General features: G+C 72.2%; 23 protein-coding genes and 1 pseudogene. 9 read left to right on the top strand and 15 right to left on the bottom strand.

The window, feature by feature from the left end; genetic code table 11:
• Positions 1-105: 105 nt before the first annotated feature.
• Positions 106-1593: a glutamate synthase subunit beta gene (locus ACFVTC_RS05805; RefSeq protein WP_390124290.1), complete on the top strand. Its 1488-nt coding sequence runs from the start codon at positions 106-108 to the stop codon at positions 1591-1593.
• A 123-nt stretch (positions 1594-1716) separates the two neighbouring features.
• On the opposite strand, the gene ACFVTC_RS05800 is transcribed toward ACFVTC_RS05805, so the two are convergent.
• Positions 1717-2322: a carboxymuconolactone decarboxylase family protein gene (locus tag ACFVTC_RS05800; RefSeq protein ID WP_390124288.1), complete on the bottom strand. Its 606-nt coding sequence runs from the start codon at positions 2320-2322 to the stop codon at positions 1717-1719.
• Between the two features lie 47 nt (positions 2323-2369).
• Here ACFVTC_RS05800 and ACFVTC_RS05795 point away from each other — a divergent pair, with 47 nt between their 5' ends.
• Complete coding sequence (locus ACFVTC_RS05795) at positions 2370-3797, top strand: PLP-dependent aminotransferase family protein (protein ID WP_390124286.1); 1428 nt, start codon at positions 2370-2372, stop codon at positions 3795-3797.
• A gap of 178 nt (positions 3798-3975) precedes the next feature.
• Here the strand turns inward: ACFVTC_RS05795 and ACFVTC_RS05790 are convergent, their stop codons facing one another.
• Both ACFVTC_RS05790 and ACFVTC_RS05785 read right to left on the bottom strand, forming a co-directional pair.
• The gene (locus ACFVTC_RS05790) at positions 3976-4239 is read right to left on the bottom strand and encodes a DUF397 domain-containing protein (protein ID WP_148013473.1); all 264 of its coding nucleotides are present in this window, start codon (positions 4237-4239) and stop codon (positions 3976-3978) included.
• On the bottom strand, positions 4240-5100 hold the full coding sequence (locus tag ACFVTC_RS05785) for a helix-turn-helix transcriptional regulator (protein ID WP_390124284.1): 861 nt from the start codon (positions 5098-5100) through the stop codon (positions 4240-4242).
• Between the two features lie 250 nt (positions 5101-5350).
• Here ACFVTC_RS05785 and ACFVTC_RS05780 point away from each other — a divergent pair, with 250 nt between their 5' ends.
• The 3 genes from ACFVTC_RS05780 (at position 5351) to ACFVTC_RS05770 (ending at position 8950) form a co-directional block, all read left to right on the top strand.
• Positions 5351-5998 carry an ATP-binding protein gene (locus tag ACFVTC_RS05780; RefSeq protein WP_390124282.1) on the top strand — a complete coding sequence of 216 codons (648 nt, stop codon included), beginning with the start codon at positions 5351-5353 and terminating at the stop codon, positions 5996-5998.
• On the top strand, positions 5989-6441 hold the full coding sequence (locus ACFVTC_RS05775; protein ID WP_390124281.1) for a hypothetical protein: 453 nt from the start codon (positions 5989-5991) through the stop codon (positions 6439-6441). The genes ACFVTC_RS05780 and ACFVTC_RS05775 overlap by 10 nt, the downstream gene beginning before the upstream one ends.
• A gap of 646 nt (positions 6442-7087) precedes the next feature.
• Complete coding sequence (locus ACFVTC_RS05770; RefSeq protein WP_390124279.1) at positions 7088-8950, top strand: ABC transporter ATP-binding protein; 1863 nt, start codon at positions 7088-7090, stop codon at positions 8948-8950.
• Positions 8951-8964: 14 nt separating this feature from the next.
• On the opposite strand, the gene ACFVTC_RS05765 is transcribed toward ACFVTC_RS05770, so the two are convergent.
• The 4 genes from ACFVTC_RS05765 to ACFVTC_RS05750 all read right to left on the bottom strand — a co-directional run bounded on the left by ACFVTC_RS05765 (position 8965) and on the right by ACFVTC_RS05750 (position 13481).
• Positions 8965-9138: a hypothetical protein gene (locus tag ACFVTC_RS05765; RefSeq protein ID WP_168524945.1), complete on the bottom strand. Its 174-nt coding sequence runs from the start codon at positions 9136-9138 to the stop codon at positions 8965-8967.
• Positions 9139-9437: 299 nt separating this feature from the next.
• The gene (locus ACFVTC_RS05760; RefSeq protein ID WP_390124278.1) at positions 9438-10124 is read right to left on the bottom strand and encodes a DUF899 domain-containing protein; all 687 of its coding nucleotides are present in this window, start codon (positions 10122-10124) and stop codon (positions 9438-9440) included.
• 56 nt (positions 10125-10180) lie between these two features.
• Positions 10181-12172 carry an FUSC family protein gene (locus tag ACFVTC_RS05755; RefSeq protein ID WP_390124276.1) on the bottom strand — a complete coding sequence of 664 codons (1992 nt, stop codon included), beginning with the start codon at positions 12170-12172 and terminating at the stop codon, positions 10181-10183.
• Between the two features lie 577 nt (positions 12173-12749).
• Positions 12750-13481, bottom strand: coding sequence for a hypothetical protein (locus ACFVTC_RS05750; RefSeq protein ID WP_153291175.1), 732 nt, complete (start codon positions 13479-13481; stop codon positions 12750-12752).
• Between the two features lie 321 nt (positions 13482-13802).
• On the opposite strand from ACFVTC_RS05750, the gene ACFVTC_RS05745 reads away from it, so the two are divergent.
• Positions 13803-14225: a RidA family protein gene (locus tag ACFVTC_RS05745; protein ID WP_390124274.1), complete on the top strand. Its 423-nt coding sequence runs from the start codon at positions 13803-13805 to the stop codon at positions 14223-14225.
• Positions 14226-14296: 71 nt separating this feature from the next.
• Positions 14297-14860 (top strand): GNAT family N-acetyltransferase, encoded by a 564-nt coding sequence (locus ACFVTC_RS05740; RefSeq protein WP_390124716.1) that lies wholly within the window; start codon positions 14297-14299, stop codon positions 14858-14860.
• 256 nt (positions 14861-15116) lie between these two features.
• On the opposite strand, the pseudogene ACFVTC_RS05735 reads toward ACFVTC_RS05740, so the two are convergent.
• Positions 15117-15492 (bottom strand): annotated as a pseudogene (locus ACFVTC_RS05735) (alpha/beta fold hydrolase); the annotation flags it as partial.
• A 48-nt stretch (positions 15493-15540) separates the two neighbouring features.
• On the bottom strand, positions 15541-16365 hold the full coding sequence (locus tag ACFVTC_RS05730; protein ID WP_390124272.1) for a uracil-DNA glycosylase: 825 nt from the start codon (positions 16363-16365) through the stop codon (positions 15541-15543).
• Between the two features lie 100 nt (positions 16366-16465).
• On the opposite strand from ACFVTC_RS05730, the gene ACFVTC_RS05725 reads away from it, so the two are divergent.
• Entirely contained in the window at positions 16466-16957 is a 492-nt protein-coding gene (locus ACFVTC_RS05725; RefSeq protein WP_390124270.1) for an RNA-binding S4 domain-containing protein, read from the top strand.
• A gap of 249 nt (positions 16958-17206) precedes the next feature.
• Here ACFVTC_RS05725 and ACFVTC_RS05720 read toward each other — a convergent pair whose 3' ends face one another.
• The 3 genes from ACFVTC_RS05720 to ACFVTC_RS05710 all read right to left on the bottom strand — a co-directional run bounded on the left by ACFVTC_RS05720 (position 17207) and on the right by ACFVTC_RS05710 (position 19531).
• Positions 17207-17665 carry a DoxX family protein gene (locus tag ACFVTC_RS05720; RefSeq protein ID WP_390124268.1) on the bottom strand — a complete coding sequence of 153 codons (459 nt, stop codon included), beginning with the start codon at positions 17663-17665 and terminating at the stop codon, positions 17207-17209.
• A gap of 127 nt (positions 17666-17792) precedes the next feature.
• A complete protein-coding gene (locus tag ACFVTC_RS05715) occupies positions 17793-18470 on the bottom strand; it encodes a class I SAM-dependent methyltransferase (RefSeq protein WP_390124267.1) in 678 nt (225 codons plus the stop codon).
• Positions 18471-18526: 56 nt separating this feature from the next.
• Entirely contained in the window at positions 18527-19531 is a 1005-nt protein-coding gene (locus tag ACFVTC_RS05710) for an acyltransferase domain-containing protein (RefSeq protein WP_390124265.1), read from the bottom strand.
• Between the two features lie 100 nt (positions 19532-19631).
• Here ACFVTC_RS05710 and ACFVTC_RS05705 point away from each other — a divergent pair, with 100 nt between their 5' ends.
• Positions 19632-19895 carry a DUF6343 family protein gene (locus tag ACFVTC_RS05705; RefSeq protein WP_390124263.1) on the top strand — a complete coding sequence of 88 codons (264 nt, stop codon included), beginning with the start codon at positions 19632-19634 and terminating at the stop codon, positions 19893-19895.
• Positions 19896-19989: 94 nt separating this feature from the next.
• On the opposite strand, the gene ACFVTC_RS05700 is transcribed toward ACFVTC_RS05705, so the two are convergent.
• The 3 genes from ACFVTC_RS05700 to ACFVTC_RS05690 all read right to left on the bottom strand — a co-directional run bounded on the left by ACFVTC_RS05700 (position 19990) and on the right by ACFVTC_RS05690 (position 22119).
• Entirely contained in the window at positions 19990-20370 is a 381-nt protein-coding gene (locus ACFVTC_RS05700; RefSeq protein WP_168527611.1) for a tetratricopeptide repeat protein, read from the bottom strand.
• Between the two features lie 50 nt (positions 20371-20420).
• On the bottom strand, positions 20421-21029 hold the full coding sequence (coaE, locus tag ACFVTC_RS05695; protein ID WP_390124261.1) for a dephospho-CoA kinase: 609 nt from the start codon (positions 21027-21029) through the stop codon (positions 20421-20423).
• A 151-nt stretch (positions 21030-21180) separates the two neighbouring features.
• Positions 21181-22119 carry a PAC2 family protein gene (locus ACFVTC_RS05690; protein ID WP_168527613.1) on the bottom strand — a complete coding sequence of 313 codons (939 nt, stop codon included), beginning with the start codon at positions 22117-22119 and terminating at the stop codon, positions 21181-21183.
• Between the last annotated feature and the right edge of the window lie 341 nt (positions 22120-22460).

Here is a 22460-nt window from a genome sequence, read left to right as displayed (position 1 = left end):
TAGGCGTCGTATCGTGGCGGGAGAGGGGTGCCGCCCGAAGAGCGTGGCCGAAGGTCCGACGCCCGTGCGGCTCCGTGACGGTACGCGCAGGCAAGGGGGACGGCCATGGCCGATCCCAAGGGTTTCATGACCACTCCGCGCGAGGAGTATCCGCGCCGGCCCGTCGAGGAGCGGGTGCGGGACTGGAACGAGGTGTACGTCCCCGGAGCGCTGCTGCCGATCATCAGGCGCCAGGCCGACCGCTGCATGGACTGCGGAGTCCCCTTCTGTCACGAAGCCTGTCCGCTCGGCAACCTGATCCCCGAGTGGAACGACCTCGTCTCCCGCGACGACTGGCGTGCGGCGAGCGACCGGTTGCACGCGACGAACAACTTCCCCGAGTTCACCGGGCGGTTGTGCCCAGCGCCGTGCGAGGCGGGCTGTGTCCTCGCGATCAACCAGCCCGCGGTCACCATCAAGAACGTCGAGGTGGCCATCGCCGACCGCGCCTGGGCGGACGGCTTCACGCCACCGAGCCCCCCGGAGCGGCTCACCGGACGGACGGTCGCGGTGGTCGGATCGGGGCCCACCGGGCTCGCCGCCGCCCAGCAGTTGACCCGGGCCGGTCACACCGTCGCAGTCTACGAGCGGGCCGACCGGATCGGCGGCCTGCTGCGGTACGGCATCCCCGCGTTCAAGATGGAGAAGCGCCACCTGGACCGTCGCCTCGAACAGATGCGCGCGGAGGGAACCAAGTTCCGTACCTCGACGACGATCGGACGGGACCTCACGGCGTCGGAGTTGCGGGCCCGCTACGACGCCGTCGTGCTCGCCACGGGAGCCACGGCCTGGCGCGAACTGGATGTGTCGGGGAGGGAGTTGAGCGGCATCCATCAGGCGATGGAGTATCTGCCGTTCGCAGACCGGGTGTGCGAGGGCGATCTGGAGGTCTCTCCGCTGTCCGCGGCCGGCAAGCACGTCGTCATCGTCGGCGGCGGCGACACGGGAGCGGACTGTCTGGGGACGGCGGTGCGTGAGGGCGCGGCGTCCGTGACCCAGCTGGACATCTATCCGCAGCCGGAGGACGAGCGCGACCACGACATCGAGCCGTGGCCCACGTATCCGAAGATCTACCGGCTCTCGGCCGCGCACGAGGAGGCCCGGGACCTGGAGACGGCGCCGACGGCGCACGCGGACGCGCGGCTCTTCGCCGCGTCCACGCTCCACTTCACCGGGGACGCCCGGGGACGGGTGCGCTCGCTGCACCTGGTCGAGGTGGACGCGGGGCGCCGCCCCGTCCCGGGTTCCGGCCGGACCCTCCCGGCCGACCTCGTGCTGCTCGCCCTCGGTTTCTCGGGCCCCGACCGGCACGACGGTCTGATCGACCAGCTCGGCCTGGCCCTCGACGCGCGCGGCACGATCACCCGGGACGCCGGTTTCGCGACCAATGTTGCGCGGGTGTACGTCGCCGGGGACGCGGCCCGAGGCCAGTCCCTCATCGTGTGGGCCATCGCCGAGGGCCGCGCGGTGGCGGCCGCGGTGGACCGCGCACTGACCGGAGCCTCCAGCCTGCCGGCGCCGATCGGTCCGTACGACCGCCCCATGACGGCGTAGGCGGGTCCGTACGACCGGAGGCGGGTCCGAACGACCGGCGGCCGGTCCGCACCGACCGGCGGACGACGGCGTGGGCGGCCTCCCGGCCGCATCCGGGGTCCCGCGACGGCCCCGGACCTCCCCTCACCGGGTGTCCGTCCCCGCGACCTTGGCCGTCGCCAGCGCGACCCGGTTCCAGGTGTTGATCGTGAAGATCAGGGCGAGGACGTGGGCCAGTTCCTGGTCGTCGAAGACGGCGGCGGCCCGCGCGTAGACGTCGTCCGGGACACCGCCGTCCGCGACCAGGGTGACCGCCTCGGTGAGGGCGAGGGCGGCGCACTCCCGTTCGGTGAAGAAGTGGCGGGCCTCGCGCCACACCGGGACCATGTGCAGCCGGTCCTCGCTCTCACCGGCCTTGCGGGCGTCGTTGGTGTGCATGTGGAGGCAGTACGCGCAGTGGTTGAGGTGCGAGGAGCGGATCTGGATCAGTTCGACGAGGGCGGGGTCGAGCCCCTCCCGGGCCGCCGCGTCGAAGCCGATCAGGGCCCGGAAGACCTTCGGGGCGGACTTCGCGAGGTCCAGGCGGGGACGCCCGGCGACGGCGGGCGCGGCCGCCGATCCCGCGGGGACGTCCGCCGCGCGCTCCGTGCCGGCGCCCGCGCCCGTGCTCGTGCCCGCGTTCGTGCTCGTGTTCGCGTCCGCGTTCGTGCTCGTGTTCGCGTCCGTGTTCGTGCTCGTGTTCGTCGTCATGACCATGAACCTACGGGGCGGAAAGACCAGTTGTAGGGTTCATTTCCATGGCGGAAACTTGGGTCAATTCTGCGGAACGGATCGGCGCCGACCTGCACTTGGAGCTGTCCGGGCCGGGCGGACGCCGGGCCGCCCTGATCCGGGCGCTGCGCGACGCCGTGCGCGGCGGAAGGCTGGCGCCGGGCACGCGGCTGCCGCCCTACCGCTCGCTCGCGGCCGACCTGGGCATGGCGCGCAACACGGTCGCCGACGCGTACGCGGAGCTCGTCGCCGAGGGCTGGCTGACCGCCCGCCAGGGTTCGGGCACCCGGGTCGCCACGCCCTTGCGGCAGTGGGGGAACACCGCGTCGCCGGGCGCCGCCGCGCGCGTACCGAAGAAGGCACCCGCGCCTGCCCGGGGCCCACGGCACGATCTGCGGCAGGGCACGCCCGACGCGTCGTCGTTCCCGCGTTCCGCCTGGCTCGCCTCGTACCGCCGGGCCCTCCAGCAGGCACCCAACGGGGCCTTCGGGCCGGGTGATCCGGCGGGGCGGCACGAGCTGCGCGAGGCCCTCGCCGAATACCTGACACGGACGCGCGGCGTACGCGCCGAGCCGGGGCGGATCGTGATCTGCTCCGGGTTCGCGCACGCTCTGCGGCTGCTGTTCCCGCAGGTCCTGCGGGGGCCGCTGGCCGTCGAGTCGTACGGCCTCGGCTTCCACCGCGAGTTGCTGACCGCCGCGTCCGTACGGACCGTGCCGCTGCCCCTGGACGAGGACGGCGCCCAGGTGGACGGGCTGGACCGGGAGCGGGCCGTACTGCTCACGCCGGCGCACCAGTTCCCGACGGGCGGACCGCTGCATCCGGCGCGGCGGGCGGCGGTGGTCGACTGGGCACGCGCCCGCGGCGGGCTGATCCTGGAGGACGACTACGACGGGGAGTTCCGCTACGACCGCCGACCCGTCGGCGCCCTGCAGGGGATGGACCCGGAGCGGGTCGTCCACATCGGCTCGGTCAGCAAGAGCCTGTCGCCGGCGCTGCGGCTGGGCTGGATGGTCCTTCCGGAACGGCACGTCGACGCCGTCCTCGCGGCCAAGGGCGAGCGGGAGGCATGGGCGAGCGCACCGGACCAGCTGGCACTCGCGGACTTCCTCGTCTCCGGGTCGTACGACCGTCATGTGCGCCGTATGCGGCAGCGGTACCGGAAGCGGCGCGACCGGCTCGTCGCGGCGCTCGCCGAGCGGGCGCCGCACATCGAGGTCACCGGGATCGCGGCCGGACTGCACGCGGTGCTGAGACTGCCGCCCGGGACCGAGCGGTCGGCGGTCAAGGCCGCGACGTGGCAGGGCGTCGCGCTGGACGGACTCGCCGAGTTCCGGCACCCTCGGGCGACGACGCCCGTGCCGGACGGGCTGGTGGTGGGGTACGCGACGCCTTCGGAACACGCGTACGGGGCGGCCTTGGAGGCGTTGTGCGAGGCGCTGCCACCGGGTTGACTCAGCCGCCACCGGGACGGCCACGCCCCGCACCGTCGTGTTTCCGGGTTCCGCGTCCCACTTCCGGGTTCCGCGGCGTGCCTCCGAGTTCTTCTCGTATCTCGATGAGTGGTCGATTCAGCACTGTTTTAGGGGGGTTCAACAGCATTCAACGGAGTTCATGAGGAGGGCAAGGTGGTCAGGAGAGAAGGAAGTCCGCCACCCCTTCCTTGGCCCCCTGGATGAACGCGGTCATCTCACCGGGCGTGTAGATCAGTGCGGGTCCGTCCGGGTCCGCCGACTGACGCACCGCGATCCGCCCGTCGGCGAGTTTCATCGCTTCCAGGCAGTTGCCGCCGTTGCCTCCGCTCCAGGGCTTGTGCCAGCCCTCGCTTCCGAGTTCACGGGCGGGCATCCCGTTGTAGATCCGCTCGTTGCGCATCCGCTGCTTGATGTTGTCCATTCACAACTCCTTGCGGAGATCCAGGAGGATCTCCTTCGTACGATGTGCCGTCGCGGCCTGAGCCGCCATGCGGTCCATGACCTCGAGGTGGGTCGCCACCTCGGAACGCTCGTCCAGATAGACGGCGCCGGTCAGGTACTCGCTGTAGACCATGTCCGGGAGTTCCGGCATGGCAAAACGAAACAGCACGAAGGGCCCGTACGTGCCGGGATGCGGCCCCGTGGAGAACGGGACGACCTGGAGCGTGACGTTGGGCAGCTTCGTGGCCTCGATCAGCTTGTCGACCTGGGCGCGCATCACCTCGGGGCCGCCGACGGCGCGGCGCAGGGCCGTCTCGTCCATCACGGCCCAGATCCGGGGTGCGCCCTCGCGGGTGAGCAGATCCTGGCGTTGCATACGCAGCGCCACATGGCGCTCGATGTCCTCGGGTCTGGTCTGGCCCACGGCGCCCGACTTCATGACACCACGGGCGTACTCCTCGGTCTGCAGGATGCCGGGGACGAAGTGGGGTTCGTACGACCGGATGAGGGTGGCCGCGCCCTCCAGGCTGACGTACATCGAGAACCAGCCCGGCAGGATGTCGTGGAAGCGCTGCCACCAGCCGGGCCGGTTGGCCTCCTCGGCCAGTTGGACGAACGCCTCGGCCTCCTCGTCGGAGATCCCGTACGACTTCAGCAACAGCTGGAGGTACGGGATCTTGAGGGAGACCTCCGCCATCTCCATCCGGCGGACCGTGGCGGGCGCGACACGCAGGATGCGCGCGGCCTCCTCACGCTTGAGGCCCGCGCGTTCGCGCAGGTCCAGCAGGCGTCGGCCGAGGACGACCTGACCGACCGTCGGCGCGGACCGCGGTTCGCTCACGTCCCACCTCCACTGAAGTCCTGTGAGTCCTGAACGACACTGAGCCCCGAGCGACACCGCTTCCGGGCCGGACACCGAGTCCTGACAGAACGGGCGGCGCCGTCCTGGGTTTCGTCCGTCTTCTTGGACGATCCCAACTGGCGCCGCTCGGCGTGCTGTTGCCTGCAGTGTGCCACGACCCTTCTCGGAGTCACACGGCACTCTGCATTTTTCAGAGTGACACTTGCCAAGTGTCCACGGCGGGGCGATAGTGGCAAGCGTGACTCCGTCCGCGCCTTTAGGAACAGACACCGCCGAAGACCGTTCCGGTCTCCGTGCCATCGCAGGGCTGCGCTCGCGCGCGGCCCGCGGGCGCCGGTTCCGCTTCGAGCTGGCCGCACACCCGGCGTCCGTCGCTCAGGCGCGGCATCTGACGCGTGCCCGGCTCGCCGGCTGGGCCGTGTCCGACGACACCTGTGACACGGCTGTCCTCGTCGTGTCCGAGCTGATCACCAACGCCATCCTGCACAGCGCGAGTCGGCGGGTGGTGTGCGAACTGCACGACAACGACGACCTGGTGCGGATAGCCGTACGCGACGAGGGCCGGGCTCCGGGCGAGCCGCACCCCTCACCGCGGCGTCCCGACGAGGAGCACGGCCGGGGCCTGCCACTCGTCGCGGCCGTGTGCCGGGCCTGGGGCGCCCAGGACACCGGGCCGGGACTGCTGGTCTGGGCGGACCTGCCGCGCTGCCCCTCGACGGGCGCCGGATCGGCCCGGTCGGACCTCGGCTGGACCGCGAAGAAGCCGGCGTCCGAAGGGCGGGGCACCGGGACGGAACCGTCTCGGGGCACGGGGACCGAAGCGTCGTGGGGCACCGGGACGGAATCGTCGTGGGCCCACGGAACCGAATGGCTGTGAGGGGTACGTCGGCCGCAGGACCCGCCGCTCAGGTCCTGGGCCTGGACACGCTGGTCCGCCTGAAGCGCGCGCGGGCCGCGTCCGCAGCCGTCAGACGTCTGCCCGTACCCGAGGGAATGGCCGTGCCGCTGGGGTGCGACGCGGTGGCCGTACCCGCCCCGTTCGGTCCCCTGTTGCTGTCGCGGCTGCCCCGCGTGGGCTGCGTGTACGGCGACAGGGCGCAGTGGTGGTGGCTCGTGCCCTCCGAGTCCGATGTGGCCCTGGACTGGCCCGCGCCCGCCCACTACGCCGCCGGCGCGCTCGTACCGGACGCGCCGCTCGCCCCCGGACTCATCCACAGACCGCACGGCACCCTGCCGTACACCCCGCCGATCCCGCTCTATCTGGCCCTGTGCCGGATCACGGGGACGACCCCCGTCTGGTCGCGCCCGATCAGCGTGTAGACGGCCGCGACCGGGGCTTCCGGGAGGGGCCGAAGTGCGCCGGTCGCCCCCCGCGCCCCGCTGCCGCCGTGCGTGAAAGGGCGCGTTCCTGGGGAGGGCACCGTTCGTCCGTACCCGGGGGAGGCCCATGGTGGGGAGTTCGGCAGGAGAGCCGGTGCAGAGGACGACGCACACATCGGCGCCCGAAGCAGCGAAGGCAGCGGAACGGGGGGCGCCGCCCGACTCGGCACAAGAAGCACCGCCCGACTCGGCACGGAAGGCGCCACCCGACTCGGCACGGGAAGCACCGCCCGCATCCACACGGAAGGCACCGCCCCACTCGGCACAAGAAACACCGCCCGACTCGGCACGGAAGGCGCCACCCCACTCGGCACAAGAAACACCGCCCGACTCGGCACGGAAGGCGCCACCCCACTCGGCACGGGAAGCACCGCCCGCATCCACACGGAAGGCACCGCCCCACTCGGCACAAGAAACACCGCCCGACTCGGCACAGGAACGCGCGCCGGGAACGGAGCGGGGGCGGACGTCGGGGACGGAGCACGGGACGGCGCGGCGAGCGGCGCCGAAGAAGAGGCGCGACCACGGCAAGACCGCGCCCTCCGCCTCGGAACGCCTGCTCTTCGGCGGCCCCCTGCGCTACGACATGGGATGGTCCCAGCACTCCGACGCGTTCCTGGAGTTGAACTTCCGGGCGATGGTGACGCGGCTGCCGGCGCTGCTCGCCTCCAGTTTCCGGCTCGCGTGGACGGCGGACCGTCGCGCCGCCCGGATCGTGCTCGTCGCCGAGCTGGCCCGGGGCGCGGCGCAGGCGGTGAGCCTGCTGGCCGTCAACAGCGTGCTGGGCAGACTGGTGACGAGCGGACCGGTCCAGGACCGGCTGCGCGGTGCCGTACCGGCGCTGGTCACGGTCGCCGTCGTGATGCTGCTCTCCGCGCTGCTGCGGGCGGCCTCCACCTACGCCACCGGACGTCTGGAACCCAAGGTGGAGCGGGTGGCGACCGAGCTCTATCTGGAACGCGCCGCGGCCGTGGAGCTGTCCGCGATCGAGGACGACGCCTTCCACAAGCTGCTGGACACCGCGCAGTACGGTGCCTCCTCGGCCCGGCGCATGATCGCGATCGCCACCCGTGTCGTGAACGCGATGATCTCCCTGACCGCCGCCGCGGGCGTGCTGACCGTGCTGCATCCCGCCCTGCTGCCGTTGCTCGTGACGATGACCCTTCCGAGTGCCTGGAGCTCGCTGACCATCGCCCGGCGCCGCTACGAGTCCTTCCACACCTGGGTGCAGCACGCGCGCGCCGGTCATCTGATCAGCAGCCTGCTGACCGAGCCCGAGGCGGCTCCCGAGATCCGCGTGCACGGTGTCGGCCCGTTCCTGCTGCGTCACTTCCGCTCGATGTCGGAGACGGCGGAGGCGGAACAGGCCCGGCTGGCACGCCTCTCCGCCCGTACCGGCCTGATCGCGGCGGCCTGGACGGGGCTCGCCACGGTGGCGACGTACGCGACGCTCGGCGCGCTGCTGGTCACGGGTGCGATGGCGCTCTCGGTGGCGGGGACGGCCGTGCTCGCGATCCGCACCGGCTCCGCGAGCCTCGACACGCTCGTCCTCGAGGTCAACTCCCTGCACGAGGAGGCCCTGTTCGTCGGTGACCTGCAGCGTCTGTACGTCGAGGCGGCAGAGCGCGCGATCCCGGTGGGCGGCGATCCGCTGCCCGAGGATCCGCGTGAGATCCGCTTCGAGAACGTCACGTTCACCTATCCGGGCGCGTCGACCCGGCCCGCGCTCGCGGATGTCACGCTGCGGCTGCCGCTGGGCAGGATCGTGGCGCTCGTCGGTGAGAACGGTTCGGGCAAGACGACTCTGGTGAAGCTGCTCGCTGGTCTCTACGCGCCCGAGCGGGGCCGGATCCTGTGGGACGACGTCGACGTGGTGACCGTCGACCGGGAGCAACTGGCCGGGCGCATCGCGATGGTGGCGCAGGACTTCAAGCGGTGGCCGTTCACGGCACGCGTCAACGTCGCGGTCGGACGGGCCTCGGCCCCCCTGACCGACGAACGCGTCGCCTCGTCGGTCGCGGAGGCCGGCGCCGAGGACGTGGTCGCCGACCTGCCCCGCGGCCTGGACACGCTCCTCGCCCGGGGCTTCAGCGGCGGACACGAGCTGTCGGGCGGACAGTGGCAGCGGCTGGGCATCGCGCGGGCCGCGTACCGCCGCGGCCGCATCCTGATCGTGGACGAGCCGACCGCGGCCCTCGACGCACGGGCCGAACTGGAGGTGTTCGAGAAGATCCGGGCGCTGGCGGGCACCGGGCAGACGGTCATCCTCATCACCCACCGGCTCGCCTCGGTCCGCCACGCCGATCTTGTGCACGTCCTCGAGCAGGGCCGTCTCGTGGAGTCCGGCAGCCCCGACGAACTGCTCGCCTCGGGCGGCGTCTACGCCGAGCTGTACTCGCTGCAGGCGGAGCAGTTCACCTCGAAGCTGCCCGCGCCGAAGGCGGGTTGATCCGGCGCGGAACGCTACTCGACGAGTTCCCCGCCGCGCACGACCACCAGGAACGCGTCCGACGCGAGGTCCATGACGACCTCCGCGGCCTGACCCTCCAGCCGGCACGCGTGCGCGAACTCCTCGGCGGGCCACGAACCGCGTGGTCCGCCGGCCGGAAAGCGCTCCAGCACCATTCGCCCGTTCACCCTGTACCTCCATGCAGCGCTGTACTTCAAAAGTTGAGCGACTCATAGAGTTAAACGCCGGAGGCGGGGTGAAGGGCTCGCCCGGTGACGGTACTGAGACGTAGCCGACACCAGTTCATCGCTTGGTGTGAGGGAACTCTCCTTCCACGCGCGTTTCCCGTCAGTTCTCGTACGCGACGCGATCGACGCGATCTCCTACGCGACCCGACCTCGCACCCGACCCGGTCCCGGCCCTCGTACCCGATCCAGCCCTCGTACCCGGCTCAGTCCTCGTACCCGGCTCAGCCCTCGTACCCGGCTCAGTCCTCGTACTCGTCGTGGTAGCGGATCCGCTCGCTGCCCGCCGGCGCCCCGAGCGCGGACGCCCGTCCCGCGGGCTCCTCCCACTCCTCCTGCCGTCCGAGCGCGGTGAGATCCAGCAGGGTGGTCGTGGAGCCGAGCCCGTCGAGACCGCGTTCGTACGTGGAGTACGTGTGGAACACCCGGTCGCGCTCCCGCAGGAAACAGCTCATCCCCGGCCGCTCGTAGGGCTCGTCGCCCCTGAAGGACGCCTGGAAGTCGTAGTTGAAGTCGCTCTCGCGGGACGAGTACCAGGGCAGCGTCCAGCCCATACGGGCCTTGAACGGCAGGATCTTCGTGTACGGCGCGCGGGAGACGGCGGCGAACTCGGTGCCGCGGGCCCGCAGATGCGCGAGATGCCCGATCTGGTCGAGAAAGGCCGAGCAGCTGCGACAGCCCGCATCCCACTCCGGGGCGAACATGAAGTGGTAGACCACGAGTTGGTCGCGCCCCGCGAAGAGGTCGAGCAGTGTCGCCTTCCCGTCGCCGCTCTCGAAAACGTACTCCTTGTCGATCTCGACCATGGGCAGGCCGCGCCGCGCCGCGGCCAGCGCGTCCCGCGCGCGCGTGGCCGCCTTCTCCTTGACCAGCAGTTCTTCGCGCGCGGTGCGCCACTCCTCGTGCGAGACGATCCGCGGAAGCGTCATGTGTCCCTCCTACCGAAAGGTGCCTTCGGTGTGGTGACCGGAGGCAGGGACGGAACTCATCGGCGAATCACCAAGATTTTTCTGTCCGCCTGTCGTTCGGCGAGTTCGGCGAGGAGTTCGGCGACCCGTCCGGTGTGCCGGGGGGTGAGCCGCCCCGTGTCGTCGAGCTGTACGGCACACGCGGTGGTGGTGTCGACCAGCCGCTCGAGGGTGGTCGCGACCTCGCTCGTGCCGTCGGCGTGCCGGGCCAGGGCGGGCAGTTCGGCGGCGGCGACGTCAATCACGGCACGGGCCTCGGCGAGCGAGCGGTATGCCTCCCGGCGCAGCGCCCACCGGCTCGTCCGGTCGTCCGTCGTGCCGTCGTCCAGGACATGGGCGAGGTAGGCGTGCGCGGCCTCGGCGGCGCGGGTGAGCCGGGCCCGTACGCCTCCCCCGCGCTGCCCGAGCGCCGGCAGATGCCCGACGAGCAGCACGATCGCGCAGGCCAACAGCGTCTCACCGATCCGGTTCCAGGAGGCCTGCGGTTCCCCTCCCACCATGACGAGGCAGAGCACGAGGACGGTGACGACGGCGGTCTGCGCGGCGAAGTGCCGGGTGGCGACGGGGATCAGGGCGCCGCACAGGGCCACTAGGGCGACCAGCCCGGCCGGCCTCGGCAGCAGCGCGGCGAGGCCGGCGAAGACGACGGCGCCCAGAACGGTCCCCGCGGCCCGGCAGATCACCCGCGAGGCGAGCGGCCCGAGATCGGGCTTGACGAGGAAGACGGCGGTGGCGGGGAGCCAGTACCAGTGGGGGTGGCTGCCGTACCAGCGGGTGTGGTGCAGGGCCTGGGCGACGGCCACGCCGGCGCCGAAGCAGACCCCGACGCGCGGTCCGTACTCGCGTCCGCCGGAGCCGAAGGCGGTGCGCACGAGGGACATGGCGGTACGACGCCGGAGGTACGGGCGCATTCCGGCACCGCTCCGGTCTCCCCGGCCGCCCCGGCCGCCCCGGCGGCCCTGGCCGTCCCAGCGGCCCCGGCCTTCCCCGCCTTCCCCGCCTTCCCCGCCTTCCCGACCTCCCCTGTCGAAGGTGTCGGCGGCCTGCAGCAGCGCGTCGTCGAGGGCGCGCAGGGCGGGTGCGCGGCGCATCGGCGCGGGCAACGCGCCGGTGCGCGTGCCGGTGCGCACGGCGACGGCGAGACGCCGCGGCCCCCGCACGGCCCGCGCGGGTACCGGATCACCCGCCCAGGCGAGGGCGGTCGCGGCCTCGGCGAGCGGCAGTGCGGCGGCGTACTGGACGTGCAGCCGCCGCTCGGCCGCGGAACCGGCGCGGCGGCGCAGCCGGGGCCCGTCGAGCGCGTCCTGGGCGTGATCGAGCGCGGCGGTGAGCGCGACCCGGCGGCGGGGCGCGTCCGGCCCTCCGACCGCTTCGAGGAGCGCGGCGACGGCCTCGTACACGGCGCTGACGGCGTCCCGCTCCCCGTCGAACCGGTAGTCGCCGCCGGTGGCTCCGGGGGTGGGCAGGGCGAGCCGCAGCGCGAGCAGCCAGCCGGCCCCGCCGAGGAAGAGCAGCGCCCGCTGCCATCCGGGCTCGGGCAGCGGCATGCCCGCCCCGATGGCGGAGGCGACGAGCAACTGCGTCCCCGCGCCGCTCGCGACGGGGCCGACCGCGCTGACGGCTCCGGCGAGCAGTCCGAGCACCGTGAGAAGAAGGGTGAGCGTCACCGGCCCGGTCTGCTGACCCGCGTACGAACCCATGAGCAGCCCACCGGCTCCCGCGAGCGCCGGCGTTCCGAGCCGCCCGACCGCGGCCCGGCGGCTTCCCGGGCGGTCGTTGATCCCGGCGAGCATGGCGCCGAGGGCCGCGACGACTCCGGCGGAGGTACGGCCGCACAGGACGGCCAGGAGCAGGAGGGGTCCGGCGGCCAGGGCACCTCGCACGACCGCGCTCCACGGCACCGGGCCCCGCTGCGTGCGCAGGGCGTGGGCGAGCCAGGGCGGTACGGCGGCGCTGAGGCGGGACACGGGACTCCGGTCCGTCGAGGGCGGGGTGCCTTCGGGCGACATCGGCCGGGCTCTGTACGGACCAGGGTAGATCGTCCGCCCGTGCGGAAAGGGGCGCGGGCGTTTCGACGGTGTGACGCTTCGCGGGAGAACGGAGTTCTCCATGAACGCGCCTCCGCTCGCGGTGACGGGAGGCGGATACGGGCGCGTACCCGGGAAAGAGAAGCGGGTCCGAGGGCGTAGCCGGCCCCCGGACCCTGTGATGCCACCCATGTCACACGCCGGCACGCTTGAGAACCCAGGTCAGTCGTTATGTCGCCGCGTCCTGCCTTTGGACCACCACGCATCGAGCTGCGCGGACCGGACTTGAACCGGCATTTCGGCGTCCCGGGGCCTGGGCCCGGTCGATCCGGCGATCGGCGGCGAATGCTGAGTCTGGAGCAAGAGTCTGAGATTGATCACGGTCTGCCTCTGCCGAATTGGGCTACCGCGGCGCGTGGGCACCGTGGGGGTGCCGTTGGGTGCCGCGGGGAGGGCTCGAACCTCCACTGGAACCGTGCATTCACGACAAGCTTCAGGTTCAGCTTGCGCTCCTCGCGCACCCCGGCCGTGGTGCGTGGTGGCCGGGGAGATTCAGAGGCTACCCGAACAGGTAGCCGAAAACGGAGTCCCCGACGCGCTGGTCGACGACGTCCACGCCGTTCGCCTCCTCACGGGCGAACTTGACGGCCTGCTGCAACTTCTCGACCCGGTCGAGAAGTTCGTTCACGCGCCGGGCGGGCAGGGCGCCGGAGAACTTCACGGTCGTCCAGTACCCGACGGGGATGTCCTCGTAGTACACCTCGACCTGCGCGGGGTGCTTCTCGGTGGCCTCGGCCTTCACATGGTTGCGCGGGACCTTCTTCGTCCGCAGCGTGCGGACGGGCTCGGTCTTCCACGCGTCGGTGGAGGGGTCCTGCACCCAGGACTCGGAGGCGTCGAGAACCGGCAGCTTCCTGACGAAGGTGTTGATGTCGGTGAGCTGCTTCTCGAGGAACAGCAGGTAGGAGACGGGCACGTCGGCGACGAGCACCCGCCCGTCCACCTTCACGTCCGCCCGCGCCGCGCAGTTGGCCCAGTCCTTGGTGGCGGTCACATCGAACAGCCGCGTGAGTGTCCCCGCGGTGTCCCGGAGCACGTCCTCGGCCTGCACCTGCACCCGAGTGGACTCGGGCGGCAGCTGCTCGCCCTCCTCGTCCTTCGGCTGGTAGGTCCGCGAGATACCGGCCAGCAACGCGGGCTTCTGCAGCCCGTGATGGGCTGCCGTCAGGTCCTGATGGGACTTGGACTTGACGCCCTTCTCCACTGCGATGATCTGATTGAGTTTCGCCACGTCGGTGACGGTAGCAGTGGCAACGGGGCCTTTTCGAAGGGTTATTCGGTGCCGGCCTCGCGGGCCCCCGCCCCGAAGCCCATGAACTCGGTCCGGACGGTGGGGGCGAGGCTCAGCGCGGGGCGGGCCCTGTGCTCCGAAGGGTGTCGGAGGCGGGTTTGTCGGGCGCGGAGGACTCCTCCGACGTCGCGCGCCTGACCGTGTTCGCCCCCCGACCGAGAACGGTGCGGGACGGCCGGAGAAATTCGCATGCGGTTCCGACGCGTCCGCCCCCATCATCGGCAGGTCGGCCGCCCACTCCAAAGATTGACGAGAGCCCCCATGCTCAAGCGCGTCATCGTCCCCAGCCTCTTCGCACCGCCCGTCTACGCGCACGCGTCCGTCGTCGAGGCCGGGACGAAGCTCGCCTTCCTCGCCGGGGCCGTGCCGCTCGACGCCGACGGGACGATCGTCGGGGTGGGCGACCCCGTCCGCCAGACCGTGCAGGTGCTCGCCAATCTTGACGAGCAACTGCGGGCGGTCGGCAGCGACATGGCGCATGTCGTGTCCACCGACGTGTACGTCGTCGCCGGTGAGCCGGCGGTGCTGTCCGCGGTCTGGGAGGTCGTCGAGGCGTCCGGACTCAGCGTCGGCCCGCACGCGTCGACCCTGCTCGGGGTGGCCTGTCTCGGGTACACCGGGCAGCTCGTGGAGATCACGGCGACCGCCGTCGTCCCCGAGCCCGGGGCCGACGACCAGGACTGACGGAGACAGTCCCCGAGTCGCCCAGGAAAAGCCGTTGGGCCGCCCGACACACATCAGGCATGATCGGGCTCGTGGACACCTACTTGGAGACCGAGCGCCTCGCCCTGCGCCGCTTCACCGCCGATGACGCGGACCTGCTGATCGAGCTGGACAGCGACCCGGCGGTGATGCGCTACCTGAGCGGCGGCAATCCGACCGCGCCGGAGCTCGTCCGCGAACGCTACCTGCCGAACATCCTCGGCGGCTACGAGAAGTGGGGCGGCGACCTCGGGCTGTTCGCCGCGCACGAGAAGGACGGCGGCGCCTTCATCGGCTGGTTCATCCTGCGTCCCGAGCCGGAGGGCCCGCTGGACGAAGTAGAACTCGGTTATCGGCTGCGGCAGGCGGCTTGGGGCAACGGATATGCCACCGAGGGCTCGCGGGCCCTGCTGGGCAAGGCGTTCACGGAGCTCGGTGTGCGCATGGTCTGGGCCGAGACGATGTCCGTGAACCTCGGTTCGCGCAACGTCATGGAGAAGCTCGACATGACCCTCGCGGACACCCTCCCCACTCCCTCCGACATGGTGATGGTCGAGGGCTCCGAGCATGGAGGCGTACGGTACGAGATCACCAAGGAGCAGTGGGAACAGCAGTAGCGGCGGCACCGACGCGGCGGCCCTGTCCCGTCGGCCCTGTCCCGGCGGCGGCTTGGCTCCGCGACCGAGGCACCGGGACCGGGTCTCCCCCTCCATCCTGTTCCGGGGTCGATCCCCGGGGCGGTGTGAGCGTTGACCACTGAGCCGCGCGCTTTCGTGCGGAGTCCTCAGCCTGCCCAAGGAGACCAGGGACTCCTTGGCGAGGAGCTACGACGGCGGGCGGAGGAACGGGGGTGAGCGAGGAAGTCTCCGCCGGAAGCCCGGTCAGCACCAGCTCGGAGACGACACCCCGGCGCGTCTGCGCGTGGCGCAGCCATGGCGCCCAGCCCCAGGACCCCCCACACCAGCCACCAATCGGCGCCCAGATGGCGTCGCAGCGGTTCCAGGTCCCCGATCACGTGCGCGGTCGTATTGACGCTCATGTCCGTGCCGTGGGCGCTCGTGTGCGGGGTGGAGCGTCCGCTGCCGCGCTGGTCGAGCAGCACGATCCGGTACTTGGCCAGGGCGCGGTAGCGCCGGAACCAGGGTCCGCAGCCGGATCCCGGACCGCCGTGCGACATCAGCGCGGGCTTCCCGTCCGGGTTCCCGCGGACCTCCCAGTGGACGCGGTTGCCGTCCCCGACGTCGAGCATTCCGTGGTCGTAGGCTTCGATCTCCGGACACGGGCCCGTCGCGGGAGGCTATCCGTCGTACGGCCGGGTCGTCAGCCCGGCCGCAGAGGCCGCCGTGCGCAGCACCTCCCGCAGCATGGCGGGGGTCAGCCGTCCGGTGAACGTGTTCCGCTGGCTGACGTGGAAACATCCGAAGAGGTCGAGCCGCGCGGGTGACGTGAGGGTGACCCGGGTTCCGTGCGCGAACGCCGGGCGGGGGCGCGGCACCTCCCAGCCCGCCCGGGCGAAGGCGGGCAGCGCGGCCTGCCAGCCGAAGGCGCCGAGGACGACGACCGCGCGCAGGGAGGGCCGCAGCAGTTCCAGTTCGCGCACCAGCCAGGGCCGGCAGGTGTCCCGCTCCTCGGGGGTGGGCTTGTTGGCGGGCGGGGCGCAGCGCACCGGCGAGGTGATCCGCACGCCGTGCAGGGACAGTCCGTCGTCCACGCTCACGGCCGTCCCCTGGGAGGCCAGTCCCACCTCGTGCAGCGCCGCGTAGAGCACGTCGCCCGAGCGGTCGCCCGTGAACATGCGGCCGGTCCGGTTGGCGCCGTGCGCGGCGGGTGCCAGACCGATGATCAGCAGGGACGCGTCGGGCGGACCGAAGCCCGGGACGGGCCGGCCCCAGTACGTCTGGTCGGCGAAGGCGGCACGTCGGGTGCGGGCCACCTCCTCGCGCCACTCCACCAGCCGCGGACAGGCCCGGCACCCGGTGATCCGCCTGTCCAGGTCCGCCAGGTCCGCGAGGTCGGCCGATGCGGCGGGATCGGCCGGGCCGACGGGACCTGGCGGGCCTCCGAGGCCCCCGCGACCTGTGAAACCGGTGAGATCGCCGTTCTCCGTGTGGCCTCTGTCCATGCCCCCACCGTACGACCGGCCGGCGCCGCTCCTCGCCGCCCGGGGTGGCCCCCTCGACGGAAATGCGGCCCGGCCGGGCGACGTCTTCTAGAGTCGGGGCATGGCTTCTGAGGGTGCGGACGTCGAACGGGACGACGAGAAGAACGCGGACGACGGCGCGACGGCTTCCGGTGACACGGTGGCCGCCGCCGTGGCCGCGCGTCCGGCGGGCGGCGAGAGCGTCCGCGTCGACAGCTGGATCTGGTCCGTGCGTCTGGTCAAGACCCGCTCGATGGGCGCGACCGCGTGCCGGGGCGGTCATGTCCGGGTGAACGGCGAGCGCGTCAAGCCCGCGTACGCGGTGCACGTGGGCGACGAGGTCCGCCTGCGGCACGGCGGCCGGGAGCGGATCGTCGTGGTGAAGCGCGTGATCCGCAAGCGGGTCGGGCCGCCCGTCGCGGCCGAGTGCTACGTGGACAACAGTCCGCCGCCGCCTCCGCGCGAGGCCGTGGCCCCGGCGGGTGTCCGCGACCGGGGCGCCGGGCGCCCGACCAAGCGCGACCGTCGCGAGCTGGAGCGCCTCCGGGGCCTCGGCGGTCCCGAGGCCCCCTGACACCCGGGCATCACGGGTCCGGGCCCCCTGACACCCGGGCATCACGGGTCCGGGCCCCCTGACACCCGGGCATCGCGGGTCCCGGCCCCCTGAGGAGCGGGAACCGGTCCCGCAACGACCGCCGGCCACCCGCGACAGAACGCCGGTGGCCGATTGCCGGTCACCGGTCGCACGAGTGACCGGTCCCCGTCCCTCACGTCGTCGAGGGCTCCCCGTCGCGGCCGGGGAGCCCTCGACGGCGTACGGCGCTCACGCCCGTCGACGTACCAGCCGGACCAGATCGGCGTTGTGACTCCTGCGTGCCCACGCGATCAGCGCGAGCGGCAGGATCAGGATGAGCGGGGTCGCCACGTACGGGCCGTGCAGCACCGTGACGTTCACGATGAAGGCGCCGACCATCAGCGCGCTGAGCGCCACCGCCGCCACCGAGGACAGCAGCGGGATCAACAGGGCGACGCCACCCGCGAGTTCGAGCGAGCCGATGAGGTACATGCCCGTGCTGCCCCAGCCGAGCTTGTCGAAGGACTCGGCCGCCGACGGGTGCGCGATGAGCTTGGGCAGGGCGCTCGCGAACACGTAGAAGAGACCGAGCACGACCTGCAGGGCGCCCAGCGGAATCCGCGCGCCCCGGCCGCGGAGGACGCGGGAGCGCGACGGGTCGGCGGAGGTGGACGCGGCCGGGGTGGCGGGGACGGTGGTCTCGGACATGAGGTCTCCTGTGCGAAGCGGTACGGCGTGCTGTCGCAGGGATAGACCGGGCGGATGTCCGGAACTCATCGCCGTGCGGCGGGACCGACCGGCCCACCGGCTCCGCCGCCCCGGGGAGATCGGAGCCTCAGGCCCTCACCGCCCGCACCCACACGCCGTCCTCCGTCAGATACCGCTCCACCCGGAGCCCCGCCTCCCCCAACGCCTCCTCGAACCGCTCCCGCGTCAGCGGTCTGGACCGGAACGTCTGCGTCCATGTGGTGTCCGGGAACACGTACTCCGCGTGCACCGAGTTCACCCCGCCGCCCAACGGCTCCGCCGACACGATCCGTACGGTGTATCCGGCGGGGTCGACGCGCTCGCGGGGCACGCTCTTGTGCCAGTCCTCTCCCTCGCGCTGGATCAGCACGCTCCCGCCCTCCGCCACATGGCGCGCGCACACCTCCAGCATCGCTCGCCGCACGCCGGTGTCCGCGGTGTGCACCAGGAACGACGCGAGTATCACCACGTCGAAGGTCTCGCCCAGATCCAGGTCCTCGATCGGGCCGCATATCGTGCGCGCCCCGCGGACCCGCTCCAGCATCTCGGCCGACTCGTCCACCGCCGTGACGGTGAAGCCTCGCTCCAGGAGCGGACGGGTCACGCGGCCCACCCCGCTGCCCAGCTCCAGGATGTGTGCTCCCGCGGGCGCCGCCGCGGCGATGATGTCCGGCTCCTCCCCGACGGACAGACGCGCGTACAACTCGACCGCGCAGCCGTCCGGTGTGATCGCTCCGGGTCCGGTCCCCTTGTGTCCTTCACGCATTTCCCTGCTCATACCCGTCCAACGGGCGGCCCTCATCGCCTCGTTCCTGCGCCTCCTCATCCGTTCGAGGGAGTTTGCAGCGCGAACCAGCCGTGCCCGACGTACCAGTGCCCGCCGCCCCGCAGGTGGTCCCCCACCGCCCGCTCCACGGCGCTCCGCCCCGGCAGGTCCTGGGCCGGCAGCTCGGGATCGCCGAAGACGAACCCGACCGGCACCCCGTCGTCCGGGGTCGTCTCCTGGTACGCGACGCGGAAACGTTCCTGGAAGCGCATGATGTTCGAGCCCGCCGGCAGGTACCGCCCGAGCTGCGGGTCCAGCAGCCAGGAGTGGCACTCCGCCACCTCGTAGCGCTCCTCGGGGTAGTGCCGGGCGAAGAACTCCCGCGCCAGGGCGAGCGACCGCTCGCAGGCGGCGGGCGACAGCGGTCCGCGGAAGTCGGCTATGTGCACGCTCAGACAGGGATCGCCCGGTCCGGAGCCGAGGCCCGCCGCCGCGACGGCACGGCCGGTGCGCCGGCCGAGCCGGGCGCGCTGGAACTGCAGCCGGCCCAGCTGGAACAGCTCACCGTGGAAGTGCAGGGCGATCCACCAGGGGAACAGCAGACCCGGCGTGCCGTGCCGTCTGCGGTGCACCGCCACCTGCCGGCCGAGGTCGGCGAGGGTGCGCCGGGACACGTCGTCGGGGATGCCGCGACCGCGGTGGTAGGCGCGGACGTACGGGAGCGCCGCGACGAAGACGTACAGGTGGAAGCAGCGCCCGAGGGACCCCGTCGAGGCGGGGAACGCGGGCGGCTCCCATCCCTTTCCGATCTCCCCCATGTCCCGCACGAAGCGGGCGACGCACCGCGCGAGCAGCGTCATCGCCTCCGGGTCCGCGGCGAGCCGGGAGCGCAGTGCGACGAGCTCGTTGACGTGTTCGTGGGCCACGGACAGGTCGAGCAGGACGTCCGCCAGCCCGTCCGCGTCCGGAAGCACCGCCTCCGTCCGGGGCTCCGCCTCGCTCTCCAGGTCCCTCAGCCACTCGGCGAGCCTCGCGTCCGCCCGCAGCGCCTCCAGCAGCACTGTCGCCTCCCCCGTCGGTCCGGCCTTCGTCCCTTTGGTGAACGTGCACGACGAGAGTACGTTTTCCAGTAGGAATGGTGGTCCGGGAACGGTGATCCCCATGCGTACAGGCAGTGAACCGACGACAGCGCGCAGTGCCCTGCGGATGCGCTTCTGGCTGACCGCCTGGGGACTGGTGTGGGCGATCTTCGGAACGACCGCGTTCGCGCTGGCCGGACGGCCCGGGTGGGCCGCCGTCTGCGGCGCGCTGTGGCTCGTGGCCACCGTGGACATGACCATGATCCTGTGGCACATCCATCAGGGCCCGCACTACCAGCCGAGCCGGGACATCCCGCCGTACCAGCCGCCGGAACACCGCCGGTAGGCCCGCCCGCCACCCGCGGACCGCGGCGGTCCAGGGCGTGTTGCGAAAGTCCCGCCTGCCATCCGGGCGGACGACGGGACTTTCGCAGCACGCCCTAGGAGTCGAAGCGCGCGGCTTCCAGGTACTGCGGATTCGGATCGAGCGCCGCCGCCAGTCTGAAGTGCCGCTTGGCCTGCTCGGGGCGGAGCTGGCGCTCATAGGTGCGGGCGAGCGCGAAGTGCGCGAACGCGTTGTCCGGCTCACGCTCGAGCACGATCGTGAACTCCAGCTCGGCGGGCCGCAGTTGCGCGGCGGCGAAGAAGGCACGGGCGCGCAGCAGGCGGGCCGCCGTGTTCTCCGGATGCGCGGCGATCACCGGGTCGAGCAGCTTCACCGCGCCCCGCGGGTCGCGCGCTGCGAGCAGGTGCTCGGCGGCACGGAAATCGATGACGTGCGTCTCCGGAGTACGTCCGGTCGGTCCGCTGGTCTCGGGCACGGCTCAGTCCTTCCCTCACTTCACGGGTTCAACGCCCCGGCCGAGGGCTGCTATTCCTCGCGGGCCCGCGCTCGGCGCACGAGATCCGCCCATACCTCCCCCACGCGCCGCTCGAGCTGCTCCAGGGGTACGTCGTTGTCGATGACCACGTCGGCGATCGCGAGGCGCTGTTCGCGGGTGGCCTGGGCGGCCATGCGGGCGCGGGCGTCCCCCTCGGTCATGCCACGGAGCCGCACCAGCCGGTCGAGCTGGGTCCCGGGGGCGGCGTCCACGACGATCACGAGGTCGTACAGCGCCGCGAGGGAGTTCTCGGCGAGGAGGGGTACGTCGTGGACGACCACGGAGTCGGGCGCGGCGGCGCTCTCCAGGGCGCGGGAGCGAGCCCCCACCAGGGGGTGCACGATCGAGTTCAGGACCGCGAGCCTCCCGGGGTCGGCGAAGACGATCGAGCCCAGTCCGGGGCGGTCAAGGCTGCCGTCCGGTGCGAGCACCTCCGTACCGAACGCCTCGACGACGGCCGCGAGCCCGGGAGTTCCGGGTTCGACCACCTCCCGCGCGATGCGGTCCGCGTCGACCAGTACCGCGCCGTGCTCGACGAGGAGTCGCGACACCTCGCTCTTGCCGGCGCCGATGCCGCCGGTCAGGCCCACCTTCAACATGCCGGAAAGCCTAGGGCCTGCCCCCGGCACGCACCGGCGCGGCCCCCACGCGCCGAGGCCGCCCCTGGCCGGGCGCGGCGCCGGGCCGTGCCTGGCCCTTCCCACCGGGCGGGCGCGGCCCGCCGATCCGGTGCGAAGGGTCGGACACGGCCTACGAGTCGCCTTCGCGCTCCGCGAGGAAACGCTCGAACTCCAGCCCGATCTCGTCCGCCGACGGGATCTCCACCGGCTCCGCGAGCATGTTGCCCCGCGTCTCCGAGCCCGCCGCGGCGTCGTACTGGTGCTCGAGACCCTGGACGAGGGAGACGAGTTCCTCGTCGCCCTCCTGGATCTGCCGGTCGATCTCCGTCTGGGTGCGGTGCGCCTCGTTGCGCAGCGAGTGCGCGATGCCGGGGAGCACCAGGCCCGTGGCGCCCGTGATGGCCTCCAGGACGGTCAGTGCGGCGTCCGGGTACGGGGAGCGGGCGATGTAGTGCGGAACGTGCGCGGCGACGCCGAGCACGTCGTGTCCGGCCTCCATGAGGCGGTACTCCACGAGGGCCTCGGCGCTGCCGGGCACCTGTGCCTCGTCGAAGGGGCTGCGGTGACCTGGCACCAGGTCGGTGCGGTTGCCGTGCGGCGTGAGGCCCACGGGGCGGGTGTGCGGAACGCCCATGGGGATGCCGTGGAAGTTCACCGCCAGCCGGACGCCGAGCCGCTCCACGATCTGTTCGACGGCCGCGGCGAAACGCTCCCACTCGACGTCCGGCTCGGGGCCGGACAGCAGCAGGAAGGGCGCGCCCGTGGCGTCCTGGACGAGCCGCACGTCGAGCGCGGGCTCCTCGTAGTCGGTCCACCGGTCGCGCTTGAAGGTCAGCAGCGGGCGGCGTGCCCGGTAGTCCACCAGCCGGTCGTGGTCGAACCGGGCCACGACCTGGTGGGGCAGCGAGTCGAGCAGCCGGTCGACGATCTGGTCGCCCGTTTCACCCGCGTCGATGTATCCGTCGAAGTGGTAGAGCATGACCAGTCCGGCCGACTCCTGGGCGAGCGCCATGTCCACCACGGCCAGGCCCTTCGGCTCCCATGCGTACAAACCCTGCGGATCAAGCACTGTGACCGCTCCTCCTCGTGTTCCTAGTCCACAACGTGGTGCGGAGCACGGGCATTCCCGCCCCGCGCTCCGCACCGCCGTCCCGTCACCTCTTCCCGTCCGCCACGAGCGGCGGGGTGCCCCGCGGCGACGGGACCGCGGGCGGGAGTCACGGGCACGGCGCACCCGTGGCCCGAGGACGGCACGCGCGTTCGCGTTCGGGTTCGTGAACACCTCGGCGGGGACGCCGAGTTCGCGGCACCTCTCCCGGTGAGCGTCAGATCGCCCGACTTCGGTGCGCGGCAAGGCTGTTCACGCTGGGCGGCCTGCGCGGTGGGCGCGGTGGGCGCGAGGCCGAGGGC

Origin of the sequence: Streptomyces sp. NPDC057950 (genome assembly GCF_042887295.1) — a bacterium.
In the GTDB taxonomy this organism is placed as follows: Bacteria; Actinomycetota; Actinomycetes; order Streptomycetales; family Streptomycetaceae; genus Streptomyces; species Streptomyces kaempferi.
This window is presented reverse-complemented; position numbering and strand designations above follow the sequence as displayed.